At 63.5% G+C, this 17,378-nt stretch carries 12 protein-coding genes and 1 pseudogene; 6 read left to right on the forward strand and 7 right to left on the reverse strand.

The window, feature by feature from the left end; translation table 11 throughout:
- Positions 1-105 precede the first annotated feature (105 nt).
- Positions 106-1,074, reverse strand: a pseudogene (locus K8374_RS26390) (cache domain-containing protein); the annotation flags it as partial.
- Between the two features lie 167 nt (positions 1,075-1,241).
- Here K8374_RS26390 and K8374_RS04540 point away from each other — a divergent pair.
- Positions 1,242-2,717, forward strand: a complete 1,476-nt coding sequence (locus K8374_RS04540) for a helicase HerA-like domain-containing protein (protein WP_224458079.1) — start codon at positions 1,242-1,244, stop codon at positions 2,715-2,717.
- 110 nt (positions 2,718-2,827) lie between these two features.
- Here K8374_RS04540 and K8374_RS04545 read toward each other — a convergent pair whose 3' ends face one another.
- Together K8374_RS04545 and K8374_RS04550 are read right to left on the reverse strand one after the other, a co-directional pair.
- Positions 2,828-4,300: an inorganic phosphate transporter gene (locus K8374_RS04545; protein WP_224458080.1), complete on the reverse strand. Its 1,473-nt coding sequence runs from the start codon at positions 4,298-4,300 to the stop codon at positions 2,828-2,830.
- Between the two features lie 318 nt (positions 4,301-4,618).
- The gene (locus tag K8374_RS04550; RefSeq protein ID WP_224458081.1) at positions 4,619-4,819 is read right to left on the reverse strand and encodes a hypothetical protein; all 201 of its coding nucleotides are present in this window, start codon (positions 4,817-4,819) and stop codon (positions 4,619-4,621) included.
- Positions 4,820-5,380: 561 nt separating this feature from the next.
- Here K8374_RS04550 and pcaR point away from each other — a divergent pair.
- From pcaR to K8374_RS04575, 5 genes are all read left to right on the forward strand, one after another.
- Positions 5,381-6,250, forward strand: a complete 870-nt coding sequence (gene pcaR / locus K8374_RS04555) for a pca regulon transcriptional regulator PcaR (protein WP_224458082.1) — start codon at positions 5,381-5,383, stop codon at positions 6,248-6,250.
- A 164-nt stretch (positions 6,251-6,414) separates the two neighbouring features.
- On the forward strand, positions 6,415-7,275 hold the full coding sequence (locus tag K8374_RS04560; protein WP_224458083.1) for a CoA transferase subunit A: 861 nt from the start codon (positions 6,415-6,417) through the stop codon (positions 7,273-7,275).
- On the forward strand, positions 7,272-8,051 hold the full coding sequence (locus K8374_RS04565; protein WP_224458084.1) for a CoA-transferase subunit beta: 780 nt from the start codon (positions 7,272-7,274) through the stop codon (positions 8,049-8,051). Before K8374_RS04560 ends, K8374_RS04565 begins: the two co-directional genes overlap by 4 nt.
- Complete coding sequence (gene pcaF, locus K8374_RS04570) at positions 8,048-9,253, forward strand: 3-oxoadipyl-CoA thiolase (RefSeq protein ID WP_224459271.1); 1,206 nt, start codon at positions 8,048-8,050, stop codon at positions 9,251-9,253. Before K8374_RS04565 ends, pcaF begins: the two co-directional genes overlap by 4 nt.
- A 112-nt stretch (positions 9,254-9,365) precedes the next feature.
- Positions 9,366-10,655, forward strand: a complete 1,290-nt coding sequence (locus K8374_RS04575) for an MFS family transporter (RefSeq protein ID WP_224458085.1) — start codon at positions 9,366-9,368, stop codon at positions 10,653-10,655.
- A 79-nt stretch (positions 10,656-10,734) separates the two neighbouring features.
- Here the strand turns inward: K8374_RS04575 and K8374_RS04580 are convergent, their stop codons facing one another.
- The 4 genes from K8374_RS04580 to ttgA all read right to left on the reverse strand — a co-directional run bounded on the left by K8374_RS04580 (position 10,735) and on the right by ttgA (position 17,208).
- On the reverse strand, positions 10,735-11,259 hold the full coding sequence (locus K8374_RS04580; RefSeq protein WP_224458086.1) for a DUF962 domain-containing protein: 525 nt from the start codon (positions 11,257-11,259) through the stop codon (positions 10,735-10,737).
- 187 nt (positions 11,260-11,446) lie between these two features.
- Positions 11,447-12,901 carry an AdeC/AdeK/OprM family multidrug efflux complex outer membrane factor gene (locus K8374_RS04585; protein WP_224458087.1) on the reverse strand — a complete coding sequence of 485 codons (1,455 nt, stop codon included), beginning with the start codon at positions 12,899-12,901 and terminating at the stop codon, positions 11,447-11,449.
- Positions 12,898-16,050, reverse strand: a complete 3,153-nt coding sequence (ttgB, locus tag K8374_RS04590; RefSeq protein ID WP_224458088.1) for a multidrug efflux RND transporter permease subunit TtgB — start codon at positions 16,048-16,050, stop codon at positions 12,898-12,900. The genes K8374_RS04585 and ttgB overlap by 4 nt, the downstream gene beginning before the upstream one ends.
- A 3-nt stretch (positions 16,051-16,053) precedes the next feature.
- The gene (gene ttgA / locus K8374_RS04595) at positions 16,054-17,208 is read right to left on the reverse strand and encodes a toluene efflux RND transporter periplasmic adaptor subunit TtgA (protein ID WP_084855862.1); all 1,155 of its coding nucleotides are present in this window, start codon (positions 17,206-17,208) and stop codon (positions 16,054-16,056) included.
- Positions 17,209-17,378: the final 170 nt, after the last annotated feature.

Below are 17,378 nucleotides of genomic sequence, written 5' to 3' on the forward strand. Positions count from 1 at the left end.
TTCATTGACCTGCTCGGTGGCCGAGGATACTTCGCGGATCGAGCCATGGATGCGCTCCACGAAACGATTGAACGCCGTGCCGAGGATGCCGAACTCATCGTGCTGGTGGATCTGCAGGCGCTTGGTCAGGTCGCCTTCGCCCTCGGCGATGTCTTCCATGGCGCGGGTCATCGTATGCAGCGGTTGCATCAGCACACGGATCAGCAGGCCCAGCAAAGCGATGATGATGACCACCGCCACGAGGGTGGCGATGATTGCCGAGGTGCGGAAGGTGCTGAGCATGGAGAAGGCTTTGTCCTTGTCCACCGACAGGCCGATGTACCAGTTGGCCGAAGGCAGGCCCTTGATCGGCGTGAAGGTCAGCAAGCGGGCCTGGCCATTGGCCTGGACCTCGGTCAGCTCGCCGGAGAGCGTCGGGGTGCCTTGGGGGAACAGGTCGGCCAGCGACTTCATCACCAGCTCCTTGTCCGGGTGCACCAGGATCTTGCCCTGGTCGTTGACCAGGAAGGCATAGCCCATGCCGCCGAAGTTCAGCGAGTTGATGATCTCCACCAGACCATCGAGGGCCAGGTCGCCACCGACCACGCCGACGCTGGCCGAAACCTTGCTGAGGATGCCGATGACCATCTTGTTGGTGGTCAGGTCGATGTAAGGCTCGGTCAGCATCGCGCCGCTGGCGTTCATGCCGTCCTTGTACCAGGGGCGCACTCGTGGGTCGTAGCCATCAGGCATCTTCGAGTCCGGGCGGACGCTGAAGCCGCCGTCCACCTTGCCCAGGTAGACGGTGAGGAAACTCGACAGCAGGGCCGGTTGACCCATGAAAGTTTCGGCATTGGCGGGATTCTGTGCGATGTTCTGTGCCAGGTTCTCGACCAACTTGATACGGCCGTCGAACAAGTTGCGAATATTGGTCGATGTCGACTCGCCCATTTCAGCCAGATAACTCTCCAGGTCGTCGCGAATCGCATTACGCTGGAGGTAATCGTTATAGAGCGTGAACAGGCTGAAGGCGACTATCACGATCAATGAGGCCGCCAAGAGTATCTTGTGGCTGAAACGAAGGCTTTTGTTCATGGCGTGGTCCGCTAAGGTTTTTATCGGGTCGTTCGCACGAAGACAGCTTGAAAACAGTGCAACAATGCCCGCAGGTCCTTTTCGGGTTGTTCCTGTCTTTCGAGGTGAAACATCACCCAGGGGTATCGGCCGTAACGCGGCAAAGCTTGAATAGAGGATGAAAGAAGATGTCGGATTCTTCGCAAATCGTTGTAGGGGCGGGCATGGATGGCCAGCCCGTAGGCCAGGCCATGCGCCTGGCCAACCGCCACGGCTTGGTGGCCGGTGCCACGGGGACGGGCAAGACCGTGACCCTGCAGCACCTGGCCGAGGCCTTCAGCGACGCCGGCGTGGCGGTGTTCGCCGCCGACGTGAAGGGCGACCTGTGTGGCTTGGGGGCGGCGGGTGCGCCACAAGGCAAGGTGGCCGAGCGTATTGCCGGCATGCCCTGGCTGGGCCATAAACCCCAGGCCTACCCCGTCACCCTGTGGGATGTCGCCGGCCAGTCGGGCCACCCGTTGCGCACCACCCTCAGCGAAATGGGGCCCTTGCTGCTGGGTAACCTGCTGGAGCTGACCGACAGCCAGCAGGCGGCGCTGTACGCGGCGTTCAAGGTGGCAGACCGCGAAGGGCTGCTGTTGCTCGACCTCAAGGACCTCAAGGCCCTGCTCGGGCACCTGAAGGACAACCCGCAACTGCTGGGTGACGATGCCGCGCTGATGACCACCGGCTCCACCCAGGCCTTGCTGCGCCGCCTCTCGACCCTGGAACAGCAGGGGGCCGAGGCATTGTTCGGCGAGCCGGCCTTGCAGTTGGAAGACCTGCTGCGCCAGGACGGTGATGGCCGCGGGCGCATCCACCTGCTCGATGCCAGCCGCCTGGTGCATGAAGCGCCCAAGGTATACGCGACCTTCCTGCTGTGGCTGCTGGCCGAATTGTTCGAACAGCTGCCCGAGCGTGGCGATGCCGACAAGCCGGTGCTGGCGTTGTTCTTCGACGAAGCCCATCTGCTGTTCAATGGCACGCCGAAAGCGCTGCAGGATCGTCTGGAACAGGTCGTGCGGCTGATCCGCTCCAAGGGCGTGGGCGTGTATTTCGTCACCCAGTCGCCGGGAGACCTACCGGATGCGGTATTGGCGCAGTTGGGCTTGCGTATCCAGCATGGGCTGCGCGCCTTTACCGCCAAGGAGCAGAAGTCGCTGCGGGCAGTGGCCGATGGCTTTCGGCCGAACCCGGCATTCGATGCGCTCAGCGTGCTCACTGAGCTAGGGATCGGCGAGGCGTTGGTGGGCACCTTGCAGGACAAGGGCACGCCGGAAATGGTCCAGCGGGTGCTGGTCGCCCCGCCGCAGTCGAGGATCGGCCCGTTGACTGAGGGCGAGCGTAGCGCCTTGATTGCGGGGTCACCTTTGGCTGGGCGCTATGACAAGCCGATCGACCGGGAGTCGGCCTATGAAATGCTCACGGCACGCAAGGGCGAGCCGGTGGAGCCGGCACCGCAGCCCCAGGCTGACGAGGAAAGCTTTGCCGACAAGGCCGGCGAGTTCCTGCAGAGTGCCGCGGGGCAGGCCATCAAGTCGGCGGTACGTCAGGCGGCCAATCAGCTCGGCCGGCAATTGGTGCGGGGCTTGATGGGGTCGTTGCTGGGGGGCAAGCGAAGGTAGCGAGCAGGGCCCTGTGGGGGCGGGCTTGTTCCGCGATGGCTGCGTCACGGATGTGAGCAGGAACGAAAAAGGCGCCTCGAAGGGCGCCTTTTCCACTACAGCGGTATCGCTCAGCTGATCGCCTTGGAGGCCAGCCAGAACAGGCCGGCGGCCAGGCTCATCGAAGCTGGCAGGGTCAGTACCCAAGCCAGCAGGATGGTTTTCACCGTGCCGCCTTGCAGGCCGCTCTTGTTGGCGACCATGGTGCCTGCCACGCCCGACGACAATACGTGGGTGGTCGACACCGGCAGGCTGAAGATATTGGCCATGCCAATGGCGCAGGCTGCGGTGATCTGGGCCGACATGCCCTGGGCGTAGGTCATGCCTTGCTTGCCGATCTTCTCGCCAACGGTCAGGACCACGCGCTTCCAGCCGACCATGGTGCCCAGGCCCAGGGCCAGGGCGACGGCCACGATCACCCAGAACGGGGCGTATTCGGTGGTGGCGGTCAGGTCTTTGCGCAGTTTTTCCAAGTCAGCCTTTTCACGGCTTTCCAGGCCCGGCAGCTTGCCAACCTTTTTCGCGGTATCGTCCAGGCAGAGCAGGTAGCGACGCACTTCGACACGCTTCTCGGCGCTCAGGTCGCGGTAGTCGGTCACGCCCTTGAGCGACGATTGCAGGGCCGCGATGGTCGGCTCGGTCTGCTGTGGATTGCAGCTGAACTGCTCGGGCAGGTCGGTCGACTTGGCTTTGCCCAGCGCCAGGAACTCGCCCAGGGTGGCTGCGTTGCGCTCGTAGAACTGGCTCATGTGCAAGGTGGCGTCGCGGGTGCGCTCGATCTGGTAGGTGGTGCTGTTCAGGTCGAGGACGAACTTCGCCGGGACGATGCCGATCAGCACCAGCATGATCAGGCCGATGCCTTTCTGGCCATCGTTGGAACCGTGCACGAAGCTCACGCCCATGGCAGAGATCACCAGTACCAGGCGGTTCCAGAAGGGCGGGTGCTTCTTGTCATCGAGCTTGCGACGCTGCTCGGGGGTCTTGTGCATCTTCGACAGCGGACGCCACCACTTCAGGCCGATCAGCACCAAGGCTGCGACGGCGAAGCCGGCCATCGGCGAGACCACCAGCGACAGGGCGATGTCGATCGCCTTCTGCCAGTTGACGCCATCGCCCAGCGGGATGTCGTTGAGCAGCGCGTTGGCCAGCCCCACGCCGAGGATCGAGCCGATCAGGGTGTGGGAGCTGGACGCCGGGATACCGAAGTACCAGGTGCCCAGGTTCCAGGTGATGGCCGCGGCCAGCAACGAGAAGACCATGGCCAGGCCGTGGCCGGTGTTCACATTGATCAGCAGCTCGACCGGCAGCAGGTGGACGATGGCATAGGCCACCCCGACACCGCCCAGCAGAACCCCGAGGAAGTTGAACACGCCGGAGAAGAACACGGCCAGGTGCGGCGGCATGGCTTTGGTATAGATGACAGTGGCTACCGCGTTGGCGGTGTCATGAAAGCCATTGATGAACTCGAATGCGAGCACGAAGGTCAGAGCGAGCAGCAAGCTCACCAGCACCCACGCATCCAGTCCGCTGAATAATTCGATCATGAAGGTTGTCTGGCGGTCATAGGGGGGCGCGATTATGCCAGAAAACCTTGGCAGTCGATGCCCCCGCGACGAACCGATGACGACCCTGCCGACTGCCACGAAGCGCAACGCAAGGCGAGTCGCTGCAGGATTTCAGTGGCTAAAAGCAGCTAAATCCTGCGAAGCGAATGGAAAAATCGCAAATTCTGCACGCGCTGAATGATTCAAACGCTTGTATTAAATTTGTGTGATTCCGTTTCGTTCCTGGCTTTTCGGTAAAAAAGCCTACGCCGGCCTTGCCCAAGGGTGAGGCATGCACGGTGTCATGAGTGCGTTGGGTCAGCCGTCTTCGCTGCGCAGTTCCTTTTCCATTTTTTCCAGTTCCTGGGCGAAGGCCTGGTCCTGGACCGTGGCACGCTTGCGCCAAGGTTTGCGCTCCGGTTCCGGTTGTGCGGCATAAGTGGTGACTTCACCACCATAAACATCCTTGTAACGTTCAGCCTGGCGCTCGAGTTCCGCGCGCAGTTCTTCTTTCGTCACAGTCATACCCGAATAAAATTTGAAATTTTGCGCTGGCCTTCGTCATGCAAAGTTATGCATACGGCTACGCCGCCAGTGCGAACAGGTTGTCGTAGCGACAATATTCAATACGGAACAGGGCACCTGGAAAGTGATTCAGGCCTTGGCCCTGCACGCGGCTTTGCTGGCGGGGAACTCGATGGAGGTGCCGGATGAGGGCCATGCCGAATGTCCGGGCCAGCGGGTTCGATTATAGCAACCAGCAAGTCGATGGCTACCTACTTTAGGCGACAACACCAAGCGCTGCACAATTCAAGCTCGGCGTGTTTCACAATTGCGTAGGCCTTGAAAGTTTGAGGCTCGAGGGTTTCGAAAGTTCTTACAAAGAGCAACAAAAGGAAAAACGGCCTCGGGTTAGCGAGGCCGTTGCCTGGGGACTTCTACGGTGGGTACCTGACCAGTCTCTCCAAAGAAGCCACATGTGGCAGGAGAAAGGTATAAGCAAACGTGTCAGCGGTCAATTGCGATTATCGGCCGTTGGTTCGATAATCGCACAAAGCGAGCGATTTTTTTGAGGTAGCCATGAGCGAAGACATCCAGGACACCACCAACCCGGAACCGGCGCGCCCTGCGGCGCCCGCGCTGGCACCGCCGATCGTGGCGTCGCCGGCCAAGCGCATCCAGGCCTTTACCGGTGACCCGGACTTCATGACCTCCCTGGCCCGGGGGTTGGCCGTCATCCAGGCGTTCCAGGAGCGTAAGCGCCACCTGACCATCGCCCAGATCAGCCACCGGACCGAGATCCCCCGGGCGGCGGTGCGCCGTTGCTTGCACACGCTGATGAAGCTGGGGTACGCAACCACCGATGGGCGTACCTATTCCTTGTTGCCCAAGGTGCTGACCCTGGGGCATGCCTACCTGTCGTCGACCCCGTTGGCGGTGTCCGCGCAGCCGTATCTGGACCGCATCAGCGACCAACTGCACGAAGCGGCCAACATGGCGACCCTCGAAGGCGACGACATTCTCTATATCGCCCGCTCGGCCACCGTGGAGCGCCTGATTTCGGTCGACTTGTCGGTCGGCGGTCGCTTGCCGGCCTATTGCACGTCCATGGGGCGGATCCTGTTGGCGGCGCTGGACGATGCGAGCCTTTGGGAGTACCTGGAGCGTGCCGACCTCAAGGCCCGTACCAGTCGCACCCTGCATGATCCGGATTCGCTGTTCGCCTGCATCCAGCAGGTGCGTGCCCAGGGCTGGTGCGTGGTCGATCAGGAACTGGAGCAAGGTTTGCGTTCGATTGCCGTGCCGATCTATGACGCCTCGGGGCAGGTGCTGGCGGCGCTGAACGTCAGCACGCACGTGGGGAGGGTGACCCGTAGCGAACTGGAGCAGCGATTCCTGCCGATCCTGTTGGCAGCCAGTCGGGACCTATGCCATCAACTGTTTGGCTAGGGTTACCGCAGCTACGTTTGCGTCTCAAATTTTTAGTTCGATAATCGAACGAAAGTTCGATTATCGGATTGTAAGCCTCCTGCGAGCCTCCTTAATCTGAGCGCATCGCAGCGATGCTCTTGCCCGCTGCTCACTGACCGGCTCGTCCTGACCAGGAGTCTCCAATGGCAGCAATCCTTTCCCTTCACGACGCGGTGAAGCAATTCATCCAGGATGGCGACACGGTCGCCCTCGAAGGTTTCACCCACCTGATCCCGACTGCCGCGGGCCACGAGATCATCCGCCAGGGCAAGCAGGACCTCACCTTGGTGCGCATGACCCCGGACCTGATCTACGACCAGCTGATCGGTGCCGGTTGTGCGCGCAAGCTGATCTTCTCCTGGGGCGGCAACCCGGGGGTCGGTTCCCTGCATCGCTTGCGTGACGCGGTGGAAAAGCACTGGCCCCACGCGATCGCAATCGAGGAGCACAGCCACGCCGACCTGGCCAATGCCTACGTCGCGGGTGCCTCAGGCCTGCCCTTCGCGGTGCTGCGTGCCTACGCAGGCTCCGACCTGCCGAAGGTCAACCCACTGATCAAGAGCGTCACCTGCCCATTCACCGGCGAGGTGCTCGCGGCGGTGCCGTCGGTGCGCCCCGACGTCACCGTGATCCACGCGCAGAAGGCTGACCGCAAGGGTAACGTGCTGCTATGGGGCATCCTCGGCGTGCAAAAGGAGGCGGCGTTGGCGGCCAGGCGCTGCATCGTCACCGTCGAGGAAATCGTCGACGACCTGCAGGCCTCGATGAACGCCTGCGTCTTGCCAACCTGGGCCTTGAGTGCGGTGTGCCTCGTACCTGGTGGCGCTCATCCATCCTATGCGCATGGCTATTACGAGCGAGACAACCGCTTCTACCAGGTCTGGGACCCGATCGCCCGCGACCGTGAGTCGTTCACCGCCTGGATCGACACCTATATCCGAGGCACTGCCGACTTCAACGCATTCAAGGCCAAGCTGGCCAGCACCGCGGAGGCTGCGCAATGAGCTATTCCACGTCCGAAATGATGACGGTCGCCGCGGCCCGTCGGCTGCGCAACGGGGCAGTCTGCTTCGTCGGCATCGGCTTGCCGTCCAAGGCCGCCAACCTGGCGCGCCTGACCTCGTCGCCCGATGTGGTGCTGATCTATGAGTCCGGCCCGATCGGCGCCAAGCCCAGCGTGCTGCCGCTGTCCATCGGGGATGGTGAGCTGGCGGAAACCGCCGACACCGTGGTGCCCACCGCCGAGATCTTCCGCTACTGGCTGCAGGGTGGGCGGATCGACGTGGGCTTCCTCGGTGCTGCCCAGGTCGACCGCTTCGGCAACATCAACACCACCGTGGTGGGTGACTACCAGGCCCCCAGGACCCGCCTGCCGGGTGCCGGGGGTGCCCCGGAGATTGCAGGCTCGGCCAAGCAGGTGCTGATCATCCTCAAGCAGTCGACGCGTGCCTTCGTCGAAAAGCTCGATTTCATCACCTCGGTCGGCCACGGTGAGGGCGGCGATTCGCGTCAACGCCTGGGCCTGCCAGGCGAGGGGCCGGTGGGCATCATCACCGACCTGTGCATCATGGAACCGGAAGCCGGTACCCATGAGTTCTTGGTCACATCGATCCACCCGGGCGTGACCCGCGAGCAGATCGTCGCTGCCACCGGCTGGCCGATTCGCTTCGCCGACCGTGTGCAGACCACCGCTGCACCCAGCGAAATCGAGCTGGGCGCCCTGCGCGAGCTGGAGGCCCGCACCGCCGTCGCCCATGGCCAGACAGTAGGAGAAGCCTGATGCGTGACGTATTCATCTGCGATGCCATCCGCACCCCGATCGGCCGCTTCGGCGGAGCTTTGGCCAGCGTGCGTGCCGATGACTTGGCGGCGGTGCCGCTCAAGGCGCTCATGGCGCGTAACCCCCAGGTCGACTGGGCCCAGTTGGACGAGGTGTTTCTTGGCTGCGCCAACCAGGCTGGCGAGGACAACCGCAACGTGGCACGCATGGCGCTGCTGTTGGCCGGCCTGCCGCAAAGCGTGCCGGGCGTGACCCTGAACCGCCTGTGTGCCTCGGGCATGGATGCCATCGGTACCGCGTTTCGCGCCATTGCCAGCGGCGAGATGGAGCTGGCGATTGCCGGTGGGGTCGAATCCATGTCCCGCGCACCCTTCGTAATGGGCAAGGCCGAGAGCGCCTATTCGCGCAGCATGAAGCTCGAGGACACCACCATCGGCTGGCGCTTCGTCAATCCATTGATGAAGGCCGAGTACGGCGTGGACTCGATGCCTGAGACTGCCGACAACGTGGCCAACGATTTCCAGATCTCGCGCGCCGACCAGGACGCCTTCGCCCTGCGAAGCCAGCAGAAGGCCGCGGCTGCCCAGGCCGCGGGTTACTTTGCCGAAGAGATCGTGCCGGTGCGTATTGTCCACAAGAAGGGTGAACGCCTGGTCGAACAGGATGAGCATTTGCGTCCGGAAACCACCCTGCAGACGCTGGCACGACTCAAACCGGTCAACGGCCCGGAGAAGACCGTCACTGCCGGCAACGCCTCGGGGGTCAACGATGGCGCCGCAGCGCTGATCCTGGCCTCGACCGAGGCGGTGCACGCGCATGGCCTGACCCCGCGTGCGCGGGTGCTGGGCATGGCCAGCAGCGGGGTAGCGCCGCGGGTGATGGGCATCGGTCCGGTGCCAGCGGTGCGCAAGCTGAGCGAGCGGCTGGGGATCGCGGTGGGTGAATTCGATGTCATCGAGCTCAACGAAGCGTTCGCCAGCCAGGGCTTGGCGGTGTTGCGTGAGCTGGGCATCGCGGACGACGCGCCGCAGGTCAATCCCAATGGTGGCGCCATCGCTTTGGGGCACCCCTTGGGCATGAGCGGCGCGCGGCTGGTGCTGACGGCGTTGCACCAACTGGAAAAGTGCGGCGGGCGCAAGGGCCTGGCGACCATGTGCGTAGGGGTAGGGCAGGGGTTGGCCCTGGCGATCGAGCGCCTATGACGGCTAACCCGTGTAGGAGCGGCACAAGGCCGCTCCTTGGGGCGTGCAGTGGAACGAGATTGTTACTGAGTGTGTCTAGACTAGGCAGGGACCTTCTTGGAGTGAGTACCTCATGACTTCAACCTATTACACAGGCGAAGAACGCAGCAAACGCATCTTCGCCATCGTCGGGGCTTCGTCGGGCAATCTGGTGGAATGGTTCGACTTCTACGTCTACGCCTTCTGCGCCATCTACTTCGCCCCGGCTTTCTTTCCCTCCGACAACCCCACCGTGCAGTTGCTCAATACTGCCGGCGTGTTCGCCGCAGGCTTCTTGATGCGTCCGATCGGCGGCTGGATCTTCGGTCGCCTGGCGGACCGCCATGGCCGCAAGAACTCCTTGATGATTTCGGTGCTGATGATGTGCGGTGGCTCGCTGATCATCGCCTGCCTGCCGACCTACTCCAGCATCGGCGCCTGGGCCCCGGCCCTGTTGTTGCTGGCGCGGCTGATCCAGGGCCTGTCGGTGGGCGGTGAATACGGCACCACCGCCACCTACATGAGCGAGGTGGCCTTGCGTGGCCAGCGCGGCTTCTTCGCCTCGTTCCAGTACGTCACGCTGATCGGTGGCCAGTTGCTGGCGGTGCTGGTGGTGGTGATCCTGCAGCAACTGCTGACCGAGGAGGAGTTGCGGGCCTATGGTTGGCGGATTCCCTTCGTGGTGGGCGCCGTCGCCGCCTTGATCTCGCTCATGCTGCGCCGCTCGCTGAAAGAGACCAGCAGCGCTGAAACCCGCCAGGACAAAGAGGCCGGTACCATCGGTGGGCTGTTGCGCAACCATGCTGCAGCCTTCATCACCGTGCTGGGCTACACCGCGGGCGGTTCGTTGATCTTCTATACCTTCACCACCTACATGCAGAAGTTCCTGGTCAACACGGCCGGCATGCAGGCCAAGAGCGCCAGCTACGTGATGACGGGGGCCCTGTTCCTGTTCATGATCCTGCAGCCGCTGTTCGGCATGCTGTCCGACCGCATTGGGCGGCGCAATTCCATGCTGCTGTTCGGCGGCCTGGGCACGCTGTTCACCGTACCGTTGCTGATGGCGCTGAAAACCGTGACCAGCCCGTTCCTGGCGTTCGTGCTGGTGACCCTGGCGCTGTGCATCGTGAGTTTCTACACCTCGATCAGCGGCTTGGTGAAGGCCGAGATGTTCCCGGCGCAGGTGCGTGCCTTGGGCGTGGGCCTGGCCTATGCCGTGGCCAACGCCGTATTCGGCGGTTCGGCCGAATACGTGGCCTTGGGCTTGAAGACCCTGGGCCTGGAGAACACGTTCTACTGGTACGTGACCGCCATGATGGCGGTGGCCTTCCTGTTCAGCCTGCGCCTGCCGAAACAGGCCGCTTACCTGCACCATGACCACTGAACGCACCAGGGGCCGGGTGGGCCGGTACCGAATGCCGGTGCCCGCTTGCCCACCGCCGAAGGCGGCGGGATGACTCGAGTCAGGCCGCGGCCTTCTTCTGCCGCACCGCCACCGGGCCGGCTTTGGCTTCCACTGCGCGCTTGAGCGCCGGACACAGCCCGAGCATGAACGCCAGCTCCGCCACCACGAACAGCGGGCCGATGATCAGCCCGCTGATATCGTCGACGAACGCCGGTTTGCGGCCTTCGTAATAATGCCCGACGAACTGGATGATCCAGCCCACCACGAACGCCCCCAGCCCGGCGCTCAACCATAGCCCGGTGGCCTGTATGGCCAGCAGTTGGCCGACCCACAGGCACGACCCCAGCAGCGCACCCATGACCAGCCCGAAACGCAAGTCCAGGCGCAGGTAGAACCACACCGATGCGGCGGCCACGAGCAGCGCGGGGGAGAGCCAGATGCCGGCCAGGTTCCAGCCGGGGCGTGAAAGCAGGATGGTCACCGCCAGCACGATCAACGGGATGCCGATGAAGTGGGTGGCGATATTGCGCGGGTCGCGGTGGTAGGCCGCGTATTGGCTCAGGTGGTCGACGAGGCTTTTCATGGTTGTTCCTCCCTGTGTGGCTGCAAGTGCACCCTGCAGCGGGGCTAACCGCCATGGCATGAGCATAGCGCTCGACCACCGGAGCTGGAACCGTGCGTGGGTAATGGGCATCCATCACCGTAGCGAATGAGCAGGCCGCAAAACGAAAAGCCCACCGCGAGGGTGGGCTTGATGCACTGCAGGGCGATCAGCCTTTCGGTGATTGCACCGCGGCCTGTTGGTTGGCCTGGCCGGTCTGCTCCAGCCAGCCGCCACCCAGGGCCTTGTACAGGTTGACCTCGCTGACCAGCTGCGAGAGGCGGTCGCTGATCAGCGCCTGCTGCGAGCTGAACAGGTTGCGCTGGGCATCGAGGAAGGTCAGGTTGCTGTCGATGCCGATGCGATAGCGACGTTCGGCCAGGCGGTAGTAGTCCTGGTTGGCGGCCACCAGGTCGCGCTGCGCCTGCAGCTGTTCTTCGAACGTCTTGCGCGCGGCCAGGCCATCGGAGACTTCCTGGAAGGCCGTCTGGATGGTCTTTTCGTACTTGGCGACGTTGATGTCCTTCTGGATCTTCGAGTAGTCCAGGCTCGCCTTCAGGCTGCCGGCGTTGAAGATCGGCAGGTTGATCTGCGGCTGGAACAGCCAGGTGCCCGAGCCGCCCTTGAACAGCCCGCCCATGTCCGGGCTCAGGGTGCCGGCGTTGGCGGTCAGGCTGATGCTCGGGAAGAACGCCGCCCGGGCCGCGCCGATGTTGGCGTTGGCCGCTTTGAGCAGGTGCTCGGCTTCCTGGATGTCCGGGCGGCGTTGCAGCAGCTCGGACGGCAGGCCTGCCGGCACTTCGGCCAACTGGTCTTCGCTGAGCTTGAGCGGTACCGGAAGGTCGGCAGGCACGCCGGTGCCCAGCAGCACGGTCAGGCTGTTCAGGTCCTGGGCCACCAGGCGCTGGTATTGCGACAGCTTGACCCGGGCGCCTTCCACGGCAGTGCGTGCCTGGCTCAGGTCGAGCGCCGAGGCCACACCCACTTCATTGCTGCGGCGGGTCAGGTTGTAGCTTTCCTCGTAGGTCTTGAGGGTTTCTTCGGTCAGCTTGAGCAGGGCCTGGTCGGCCTGCCAGGTGTAGTAGGCATTGGCCACGCTGGCCACCAGGCTGATCTGCGTGGAGCGGCGGGCCTGCTCGCTGGAGAGGTAGGTCTCCAGGGCTTGCTCGGTCAGGCTGCGTACACGGCCGAACAGGTCCAGCTCGTAGGCGCTGACGCCCAGGGTCGCCGAGTACTGGCTGGTGATGCCCGCCTCGCCGGTCTGCGACATGTTCGCCGGTACCCGCTGGCGGCTGCCGCTGCCATTGGCCGAGACCGCCGGGAACAGGTCGGCCCGCTGGATGCGGTACTGGGCCCGGTAGGCGTCGATGTTCAGCGCCGCGACGCGAAGGTCGCGGTTGTTCTCCAGGGACGTCTGGATCAGCTTCTGCAGCGCCGGGTCGTGGAAGAACTGGCGCCAGCCCTGCTCGGCAGCGGCCACGTTGGCCGACTCGGTCGGCGAGTACGCAGGGCCTTGCGGCCACTGCGCAGCCACCGGTGATTCCGGGGTCTGGTAGTCAGGGATCAGCGAGCAGCCGCCAAGGATGAAAGCGGTCACTGCCAGGGATAATAAAGACTTGGTCATTGCCCAGCCTCATAACGAGTAGTTTCAGGGGTGGCGTCGGGTTCAGGCTTCTTGCTGCCGAACAACGACGACACTGCTACGAAGAACAGCGGTACCCAGAAGATAGCCAGCACGGTCGCACTGATCATGCCGCCGATCACCCCGGTGCCGATGGCGTGCTGGCTGCCCGAGCCTGCGCCACTGGCGATGGTCAACGGTACCACGCCGAGGATGAACGCCAGCGAGGTCATGATGATCGGGCGCAGACGCATGCGGCAGGCCTCGATGGCCGCGTCGAACAGGCTGCGGCCTTGCTCGTGCAGTTCCTTGGCGAACTCGACGATCAGGATCGCGTTCTTCGCCGCCAGGCCAATGGTGGTCAGCAGGCCGACCAGGAAGTACACGTCGTTGGACAGCCCGCGCAGGCTGGTGGCGATCAGCGCACCGATGATACCCAGCGGTACCACCAGCACCACGGCGATCGGGATCGACCAGCTTTCGTACAGCGCCGCCAGGCACAGGAACACGAACAGTACCGAGAGGGCGAACAGCGCCGGCATCTGCGAGCCGGAGAGCTTCTCCTCGTAGGACATGCCGGTCCAGGAATAACCGATGCCCGCTGGCAGCTCGCCGGCGATGCGCTCGACCTCGGCCATGGCTTCACCGGTACTGTAGCCCGGCGCCGGGGCGCCGAGGATCTCGACGGCTTCCACGCCGTTGTAGCGCGACAGCTTGGGCGAGCCGTAGGTCCATTCGCCCTTGGCGAAGGAGGAGAACGGCACCATCTCGCCGGCGCCGTTGCGCACGTACCATTTCTGCAGGTCTTCCGGGCTCATCCGGGCGCTGGGTTCACCCTGGATGTACACCTTCTTGACTCGACCGCGGTCGATGAAGTCGTTGACGTAGCTGCCGCCGAGGGCGATCGACAGGGTGTTGTTGATGTCGGCGATGGTCACGCCCAAGGCGCTGGCACGTTCGTCATCGATGGTCAGCTGGTACTGCGGCTCGTCGTTCAGGCCGTTCGGGCGCACGGCGCTGAGCACCTTGCTCTGGGCGGCCTTGGCCAGGAACTGGTTGCGCGCTTCCATCAGCTTCTGGTGGCCGACGCCGGCGCGGTCCTGGAGGAACACGTCGAAGCCGGTGGCGTTACCCAGTTCGAGTACCGCAGGCGGTGCGAAGGCGAACACCATCGCGTCGCGGAAGCTGAAGAAGTGCTGCTGGGCGCGGGCGGCGAGGTTGAACACGCTGTTCTCGGCCGAACGCTCTTCCCACGGCTTGAGCATGATGAACGCCATGCCCGAGCTTTGGCCACGGCCGGCGAAGTTGAAGCCGTTGACCGTGAACACCGACGACACGGTATCGGCTTCGTCCTTGAGCAGGTACTCGCGCATCTGGTCGACCACCACCTGGGTGCGCTCGGCACTGGAACCCGCCGGGGTCTGCACCTGGGCGAACAGTACGCCTTGGTCTTCTTCCGGAAGGAACGCGGTGGGGATGCGCATGAACAGCCAGATCATGCCGACCACGATCAGCGCGTAGGCCAGCAGGAACGGTGCCTTGTTGCGCAGGATGGTGCCGACGCTGCGCTCGTAGCCTTGCACGCTGCGGTCGAAGTTGCGGTTGAACCAGCCGAAGAAGCCACGCTTGGCCACGTGGTGCTCGCCCTTTTTCAGCGGCTTGAGCATGGTGGCGCACAGGGCTGGGGTGAAGATCAGCGCGACCAGCACCGACAGGCCCATGGCCGAGACGATGGTGATCGAGAACTGCCGGTAGATCACACCGGTGGAGCCGCCGAAGAAGGCCATTGGCAGCAGTACCGCCGACAGCACCAGGGCGATACCCACCAGGGCGCCCTGGATCTGCTCCATCGAGCGCTTGGTCGCTTCCTTGGGCGGCAGGCCCTCCTCGGACATCACCCGCTCGACGTTCTCCACCACGACGATGGCGTCGTCCACCAGCAGGCCGATGGCCAGAACCATGGCGAACATGGTCAGGGTGTTGATGCTGAAGCCCGCCGCGGCCAGGATGCCGAAGGTTCCCAGCAACACCACCGGCACGGTCATGGTGGTGATGATGGTGGCGCGGAAGTTCTGCAGGAACAGGTACATCACCAGGAACACCAGCACCACCGCCTCGATCAGGGTGTGGATCACGCCGCTGATGGACTCGGTGACCACCGGGGTGGTGTCATACGGGAACACCGCCTTCACGCCTGGCGGGAAGAACGGCTCCAGGTCGCTGATGGTCTTGCGCAGGGCCTTGGCGGTATCCAGGGCGTTGGCGCCAGTGGCCAGCTTGATCGCCAGGCCCGAGGCCGGGAAGCCGTTGTACTGCGCGCTGATGGCATAGTTCTCGCCACCCAGGCCGACCTTGGCGACATCGCCCAGGCGTACCTGGGAGCCGTCGCTGTTGACCTTGAGCAGGATGTTTTCGAATTGCTCGGCGGTCTGCAGGCGGGTCTTGCCGATGATGGTGGCGTTGAGCTGGGTACCAGGCATCGCCGGCAGGCCGCCGAGCTGGCCGGAGGAGACCTGCACGTTCTGCGCGCTGACGGCGGTGCGCACGTCGACCGGGGTCAGCTGGAACTTGTTCAGCTTGGCCGGATCGAGCCAGATACGCATGGCGTACTGGGCACCGAAGACCTGGAAGTCACCGACACCTGCGGTCCGCGAGATCGGGTCCTGCATGTTCGAGACGATGTAGTTGGACAGGTCGTCCTTGGTCATGCTGCCGTCTTCGGACACCAGGCCGATCACCAACAGGAAGTTCTTCACCGCCTTGGTCACACGGATACCTTGCTGCTGCACTTCCTGCGGCAGCAACGGGGTGGCCAGGTTCAGCTTGTTCTGCACCTGGACCTGCGCGGTGTCAGGGTTGGTGCCCTGCTCGAAGGTGGCGGTGATGGTCATGCTGCCGTCGGAGTTGCTCTCCGAGGACACGTACCGCAGGTTGTCGATACCGTTGAGCTGCTGCTCGATGACCTGCACCACGGTGTCCTGCACGGTTTGCGCCGAGGCGCCCGGGTAGGTCACGGCGATGGCGATGGCCGGTGGTGCAATGCTCGGGTACTGGTTGATCGGCAGCTTCAGGATTGACAAGGCGCCGACCAGCATGATCACCAGTGCGATCACCCAGGCGAAGATCGGGCGATCGATAAAGAACTTCGACATGGTTTACTCCGCTTTGGCGTCTGCTTTCGCCGCGCTGGCCTGGGCTGGGCCGGCCGGCTTCTTGACGTTGGTGGCTTCGCTGACCTTGACCTCGACCCCTGGCCGCACGAACTGCAGGCCTTCGGTGATCAGGCGGTCGCCTGGGTTCAGGCCTTCCTCGATCAGCCAGTCGCTGCCCAGGGTACGGCTGGCCTTGAGCTGGCGCAGTTCGACCTTGTTTTCCTTGTTCACCACCAGAGCGGTCGGCGTGCCCTTGAGGTCACGGGTCACGCCCTGCTGGGGCGCCAGGATGGCGTTGGCGTTTACCCCGGCCTTCAGGCGGGCATGGACGAACATGCCCGGCAACAGGGTGTGGTCGGGGTTGGGGAAGATCGCGCGCAGGGTGACCGAGCCGGTGGTCTCGTCGACCGCGACTTCGGAGAACTCCAGGCGGCCCTGCTGCTTGAACAGGCTGCCATCCTCGAGCACCAGCTGCACCGTGGCGGCGTTGTCGCCGGCCTTTTGCAGCTGGCCGCTCTCCAGGTCACGGCGCAGCTTGAGCAGCTCCGCGGTGGACTGGGTGACGTCGACATAGATCGGGTCGAGCTGCTGGATGGTGGCCATGGCGTTGCTCTGGCCATTGCTCACCAATGCACCCTCGGTCACCGCGGAGCGGCCGATGCGGCCACTGATCGGGGCCAGGACCTTGGTGTAGCGCAGGTCGATCTGCGCGCTCTTGAGCGAAGCCTCGGCCTGCAATCGTTTGGCATTGGCGTCGTCGTATTCCTGTTTGGAGACAGCCTGCTCGTCGATCAGCTGCTTGTAGCGCTCGGCCAGCGAGCGGGTGGCCTGCAGGTTGGCCTTGGCGTTGGCCAGGTTGGCTTCGTAGACGGACGGGTCGATCTGGTACAGCTGCTGACCTTCCTTGACCTCGGTGCCTTCCTTGAACAGGCGCTTGAGGATGATGCCATTGACCTGCGGGCGGACCTCGGCCACACGGAAGGCAGTGGTACGCCCCGGCAGTTCCGAAGTCAGGGTGTAGGCCTGCGGTTGAAGGGTAACGACGCCGACCAGAGGAGCCTGCGCTGCGGGCGCTGCTTCTTCTTTCTTACAGCCACTTAGCAGGGTTGCCAGGGCGACGGCGGAAACCAGGGCGGTGACGGCTGGCTTGAATTGCATGAGGATCCTCGGGTCGCTAGAGCAGGGAGACGCTCAAGAATAATGGAAGTGCTTTCAGAAAAGGTGCTATCCGGTGGATAAATAGCTTACTAACGAATATACTTACATTCATGCTTGTTTGTAAATACCGCAGGCGGGTGCACAATGCCGCAGCGGATCCGTCGATTAAT

This window comes from Pseudomonas sp. p1(2021b), assembly GCF_020151015.1.
In the GTDB taxonomy this organism is placed as follows: Bacteria; Pseudomonadota; Gammaproteobacteria; order Pseudomonadales; family Pseudomonadaceae; genus Aquipseudomonas; species Aquipseudomonas putida_K.

What these genes read in the sequence shown, in the direction of transcription:
- K8374_RS04540 (WP_224458079.1), top strand. Translation starts at nt 1,242, where the DNA reads ATGTCGGATTCTTCGCAAATCGTTGTAGGGGCGGGCATGGATGGCCAG.
- pcaR (WP_224458082.1), top strand. Translation starts at nt 5,381, where the DNA reads ATGAGCGAAGACATCCAGGACACCACCAACCCGGAACCGGCGCGCCCT.
- K8374_RS04560 (WP_224458083.1), top strand. Translation starts at nt 6,415, where the DNA reads ATGGCAGCAATCCTTTCCCTTCACGACGCGGTGAAGCAATTCATCCAG.
- K8374_RS04585 (WP_224458087.1), bottom strand. Translation starts at nt 12,901, where the DNA reads ATGACCAAGTCTTTATTATCCCTGGCAGTGACCGCTTTCATCCTTGGC.
- ttgB (WP_224458088.1), bottom strand. Translation starts at nt 16,050, where the DNA reads ATGTCGAAGTTCTTTATCGATCGCCCGATCTTCGCCTGGGTGATCGCA.
- K8374_RS04565 (WP_224458084.1), top strand. Translation starts at nt 7,272, where the DNA reads ATGAGCTATTCCACGTCCGAAATGATGACGGTCGCCGCGGCCCGTCGG.
- K8374_RS04575 (WP_224458085.1), top strand. Translation starts at nt 9,366, where the DNA reads ATGACTTCAACCTATTACACAGGCGAAGAACGCAGCAAACGCATCTTC.
- K8374_RS04580 (WP_224458086.1), bottom strand. Translation starts at nt 11,259, where the DNA reads ATGAAAAGCCTCGTCGACCACCTGAGCCAATACGCGGCCTACCACCGC.
- ttgA (WP_084855862.1), bottom strand. Translation starts at nt 17,208, where the DNA reads ATGCAATTCAAGCCAGCCGTCACCGCCCTGGTTTCCGCCGTCGCCCTG.
- K8374_RS04545 (WP_224458080.1), bottom strand. Translation starts at nt 4,300, where the DNA reads ATGATCGAATTATTCAGCGGACTGGATGCGTGGGTGCTGGTGAGCTTG.